The following is a 4839-nucleotide window of genomic DNA, read 5'->3' on the forward strand; positions in this document are numbered from 1 at the left end:
TCATCGACGGATGCGAGTTCGAACTGAACCGGCTGTCCGCCGATGTTGAGGTGTTGCGCGTTCGCTTCTTCCACTGCCAGACGCACGCCGTTTTCGATGTCCTTGCCATTGGATGCACCCAGGCCGGTAAGCGGCGCCGACACGCCGATTCGAACAGTTTGCTGTGCGCCGGCGACGAGCGGGGCAATACAGAAGGCGGACGCCGCGATGAGGGAAAGGAGCGTTTTCATGACAGGGCACCTTGATCAGAAAAATGTCACACGTTCGGGCAGGCATCGTCAGTCGGCACCGGATCAGGCATTTCTGGATATTCGTTCCGAAGACTCGCGATCCGACCGCTATGCGATCACGTCATGTCGCGGATAGAAAATCTTCGGAATCTATTTTGCGTTAAAACACCGTTTTCGTTTCTGCGGGTAAGCACTACTCGCCGCACTCAAGAGCGATTACCCGTTTCCGGGGTTACCGCGCGCCCCGGCTCCTGTCACCCGATCCTGTGACAGACGATCGGCGATTGGGCTTGCGATGCCGAAAGGCCAAATCTCCCCGGGCATCGCGGTGTGCGGAAAATCCACAAACAGGCGCGGGCCCACGCCGCCATCATGCTTCACGCGCGCGCACACGCACGAGATCGAACGGACTGGGCCAATCGCTTACTGAGTGCTTGACAAGCCGCGCTACCGTACTTTTATTCGATCGTTAATCGATTCGATGGCAACTCGAGCTTGGCCATCTGAATCAATCCGGCAAGGACAATGACGACCAGGGAAATGACGATGAGCCAGTTGGCGAACCAGCCCGCTTCGGGCGTTCTCGGCCAGGCAAGATCGATTATCGAGGCAACGCCGAACGCCAGCGCGATGATCTTGATGACGATGCCTTTTGCGCCAAGCTGGAAAGCACCGTCGGAACGCCACCCTCGCAGGCTGGAAACCAGGGAGGCAAGCACCACCATCTGGAACGCAGCGTAAATCCCGGTCGTGGCGAAGCTGATGATCTGCGTCGCCGCATTAGCGGAGATGAACCCCACCGACAGGACGAGGATGGTCAACGTGGACGTCGTCCAGATCGCAGGGACCGGTTGCTGCCGCGTTCCGCTGAGTCGGCCCAGGAAGCGGGCGCCGACGATCATATTGTCCCGGCCAAGAGAGAACATCAGGCGACTGATCGAGGCGATCACCGACGCGACCGCGCTGACAACGACGGCGAGCAGGCAGACCATCGTAATCTGCAGACCCAGTGGGCCCATCGCCTGCTGGATCGCGGCGCTCGCCGGATCGGCAACCTTGCCGCTGAGCGCGCCCGCCAGATCGGGAATCGCGAACAGCAGGCCAACCGTCATCAGCAACGCGGACGTGCCACCACACACGATAGTCAGCAGCATCGCACGCGGTACCGCATGGGATGCGCCGTCGACTTCCTCGGCCAGATCTCCGCAGGCTTCGAAGCCATAGAAAATCCAGATGCCGATGAGACCCGCTGAAAACAGTGCGGCCGTATAGTTTCCATGCGCGATGTTGTACGAGTTCCAGATGATCGAAAGCGGCTGCACGCGGGCAAAGAAAAGCATGTAGACGCCGCAGACGATAAGCCCGACGATGCCGGCCCAGACCCCGACTTCCGTGGCTTTCGCCAGCACGCGAGTGCCCGCGAAGTTTGCCATTATCGCTATGCCGGCAATCGCGATACCCGCGATAGCATTGAACGTCGGGGTTGCGGGCGCACCCAAAAGGCTCGCCAGGAAGGGGGCTCCACCGGCGGCAATACCGGCTGCGGTTCCAACGAGCGCAAACAGGTAAATCCACGCGGTCAGAAATCCCCAACGCGTTCCACCGAGCTGCCGCGCCCATTGATAGATCCCACCCGCGATCGGGTAGGCAGACGCGGCCTCCGCGAACACGAGGCATACAAACGCCTGACCCGCCAGCACCACGGGCATCGTCCAGAAAAACGCCGGCCCGGCAGCCATGAGCGCTGTCGAGAACAGGGCAAACACGCCGGCCATCGGGCTCATGTAGGAATAGCCGAGTGAAAAGTCGGCGAACAGACCGAGTACGCGGCGAAATTGCGGCTGATATCCTAGTGCGAGCAATCGGCTGTCTTCGCTGTTGCGTTCGTCGGATTGCATTATTTCTCTATCATTCACTTTGAACTCCTACCTGTCTGGGCGGCAATGGTTCGATAAATTGCACTCACGATTAGCCTTTCGAATACCAGCCGTTGTCAACGTAAAGGGCTGCACCATTGATGAAACTGGCGTCATCCGACAAGAGAAAAAGTGCCGCCGACGCTGCCTCCCCGGCTTCACAGATGCGGACCTGGGTGTCGGCGAGACCTGCGTCTTCCCATTTCTGGCCCAGCCGGTCGAGCTCATCGATCTCGCGAAGGCCATGAGCGGTACGGACGAATCCCGGGCAGATCGCGTTGCAGCGGATGCCATTACCTCGGTACTCGGCCGCAATGGAACGGGCGAGTTGCAGAACCGCGCCCTTGCTCATGCAATACACGCTCTCGAGCGCGAACCCTTTCTCGCCGCCGATCGACGACGTGATGACGATACTGCCCTTACCGCGCGCGACCATACCCGGCAGCACCGCCCGGCACGTGATGAAGGCGGACCGTGCGTTGATTGCCATGAGCCGGTCGTAATCCTCGTCCGTGGTCTCGTGCAGCGGCTTCACCACAATTGTTCCCGCATGGTTGAACAGGCAGTCGATCCATCCGAGCGACCCGGTAGCCGCGTGTACCGCAGCGCCGACCTGTTCAGAGCTCGATGCGTCCGCCTGATAGAAAGTCGCGCGGCCGCCTTTGCTGCGGATCTCGTCCACTACCTGTTCACCGGCATCCCGCGCGATATCGACGATCGCGAGCTCGGCGCCATGCTCGGCAAACAATAGCGATGCGGCGCGGCCCATGCCGCCTGCACCGCCAGTGATCAGAACCTTCCGGTCCTGCAGTCGTGCAGGATGGATCGAGGGTGTCAAACGGCCGTCACCGGTACTTCTCGTTTTCATGTCCATCTTTCTGTCTCCACGGAGTCATACATCCCGCGTCACACCGCGACGGTATCGCCCAATCTCCAGGCGTGCGTCCGGGCTTGCAGGTTGATCTCACTCTAGAAGGCCGTTTTTTTGAGCACTATCGCATTTCGGCAAGTACGGGTCATCCCTGGCGAAGACCGGCGATTTCTTGCAAAAGCTTGACGTGCAAGCTTTCTCCACGCACGTACAGCCTTGACCTGATTCAGAACATGGGGAAGGCGCATCAGGGCTTTTCCGACGTTGCCGAAATCCGATAATGAATGGGAATCTCGCGTCGTACCGTCCATGTATCGGACCGGCACGACAACCACGTCGACTTTCGCCCGGCGATAAGGCCCAGAACCGGCTGAGCAGTGATCCTTCTCGATACTGAGTGCCGGGAGCGTCGTGTTCGTGGTACACCTTGTGCACGGTGCCGATTGCATCGGGCATGCTCGCAGAACGCGACCCGTGGACCAACGAAAGGGCCTTTCATTGTCATCCAGTCAAGGCCGTGCGCCCTGCTCGCGGTGAGTGGCGCTTTCGCTCTCGCGTTGGCGGCGTTCAGCCGACGAACGAGAAAGTTCTTTGCATCTCCCCCGGTTTTATCGTCGGCCTATTGGTCGTCTTGTATGTATTTGGCGTGCGCAGGACGGTTGCGGGCCGCCGCGCCAGATCACGTGCCATTGATGGACGCATCCAGCGAACTGATGCGGCTATCGACCAGACTGCGTGACGATCTTGCGCACGGACTGCCGAAGGCCGGCAGTCCGTGCGCCCTCGATCAACGATACACAGGGAAGCGCGCCGTCAGCTCAGCGACGCGCGACCTTACCTGATCGATGGTTGCGGCGTCTTCGGGGCTTTCCAGAACATCGGCGATCAGATTACCGACGATCTCCGCTTCCTTGGCGCCGAAGCCGCGCGTCGTCATCGCAGGCGAGCCCAGACGGATGCCGCTCGTCACGAACGGCTTTTCCGGATCGTTCGGAATCGCGTTCTTGTTCACGGTGATGTGCGCCGCGCCCAGTGCTGCTTCCGCTGCCTTGCCCGTGATCTTCTTTGCGCGCAGATCGACCAGCATCACATGGCTTTCCGTGCGGCCCGACACGATGCGCAGACCACGCTTGACGAGCGTTTCAGCGAGCACACGTGCGTTCTCCACCACGCGCTGCTGGTATTCCTTGAATTCCGGCGACAGCGCTTCCTTGAACGCGACCGCCTTGCCCGCGATCACGTGCATCAGCGGACCGCCCTGAATGCCGGGGAAGATCGCCGAGTTGATCTGCTTCTCGTACTCGGCCTTCATCAGGATCACGCCGCCGCGCGGACCGCGCAGGCTCTTGTGCGTGGTCGTCGTGACGAAGTCGGCGAACGGCACGGGGTTCGGATACACGCCCGCAGCGATCAGGCCGGCGTAGTGCGCCATGTCGACCATCAGATACGCGCCGACCGACTTCGCGATCTTCGACAGACGCTCGAAGTCGATGCGCAGCGCGAACGCCGATGCGCCCGCGACGATGAGCTTCGGCTTGTGCTGCTGGGCGAGCTTTTCAGCTGCGTCGTAGTCGATGTCTTCCGCTTCGTTCAGGCCGTAGCTGACCACGTTGAACCACTTGCCCGACATGTTGACGGGCGAGCCGTGCGTCAGGTGGCCGCCGTGTGCGAGGCTCATGCCCATGATCGTGTCGCCCGGCTTGAGCATCGCGAAGAACACGCCCTGGTTCGCCTGCGAACCCGAGTTCGGCTGGACGTTCGCGGCTTCCGCGCCGAACAGCTGCTTCACGCGGTCGATCGCCAGCTGCTCGACGACGTCGAC

At 60.8% G+C, this 4839-nt stretch carries 4 protein-coding genes; all 4 read right to left on the reverse strand.

Translation table 11 applies throughout. The annotated features are described in order from the left end of the window. A partial coding sequence (locus BMW76_RS39720; RefSeq protein ID WP_177200639.1) for an ABC transporter substrate-binding protein occupies nt 1-230 on the reverse strand: 230 nt, incomplete at its 3' end. 458 nt (nt 231-688) lie between these two features. Beyond that, on the reverse strand, nt 689-2128 hold the full coding sequence (locus BMW76_RS39725) for an amino acid permease (protein ID WP_090874136.1): 1440 nt from the start codon (nt 2126-2128) through the stop codon (nt 689-691). A 70-nt stretch (nt 2129-2198) separates the two neighbouring features. After that, nucleotides 2199-3020 carry an SDR family NAD(P)-dependent oxidoreductase gene (locus BMW76_RS39730; protein WP_245763586.1) on the reverse strand — a complete coding sequence of 274 codons (822 nt, stop codon included), beginning with the start codon at nt 3018-3020 and terminating at the stop codon, nt 2199-2201. Between the two features lie 784 nt (nt 3021-3804). Beyond that, nucleotides 3805-4839: serine hydroxymethyltransferase (gene glyA, locus BMW76_RS39735; RefSeq protein ID WP_090874137.1), on the reverse strand; the 1035-nt coding region annotated here is incomplete at its 5' end.

The sequence above is a fragment of the Paraburkholderia diazotrophica genome (genome assembly GCF_900108945.1).
GTDB classification, from domain to species: domain Bacteria; phylum Pseudomonadota; class Gammaproteobacteria; order Burkholderiales; family Burkholderiaceae; genus Paraburkholderia; species Paraburkholderia diazotrophica.

Excerpts from the sequence above, each read along its gene's own strand:
- BMW76_RS39725 (WP_090874136.1), bottom strand. The coding sequence starts at position 2,128 with ATGCAATCCGACGAACGCAACAGCGAAGACAGCCGATTGCTCGCACTA.
- BMW76_RS39730 (WP_245763586.1), bottom strand. The coding sequence starts at position 3,020 with ATGGACATGAAAACGAGAAGTACCGGTGACGGCCGTTTGACACCCTCG.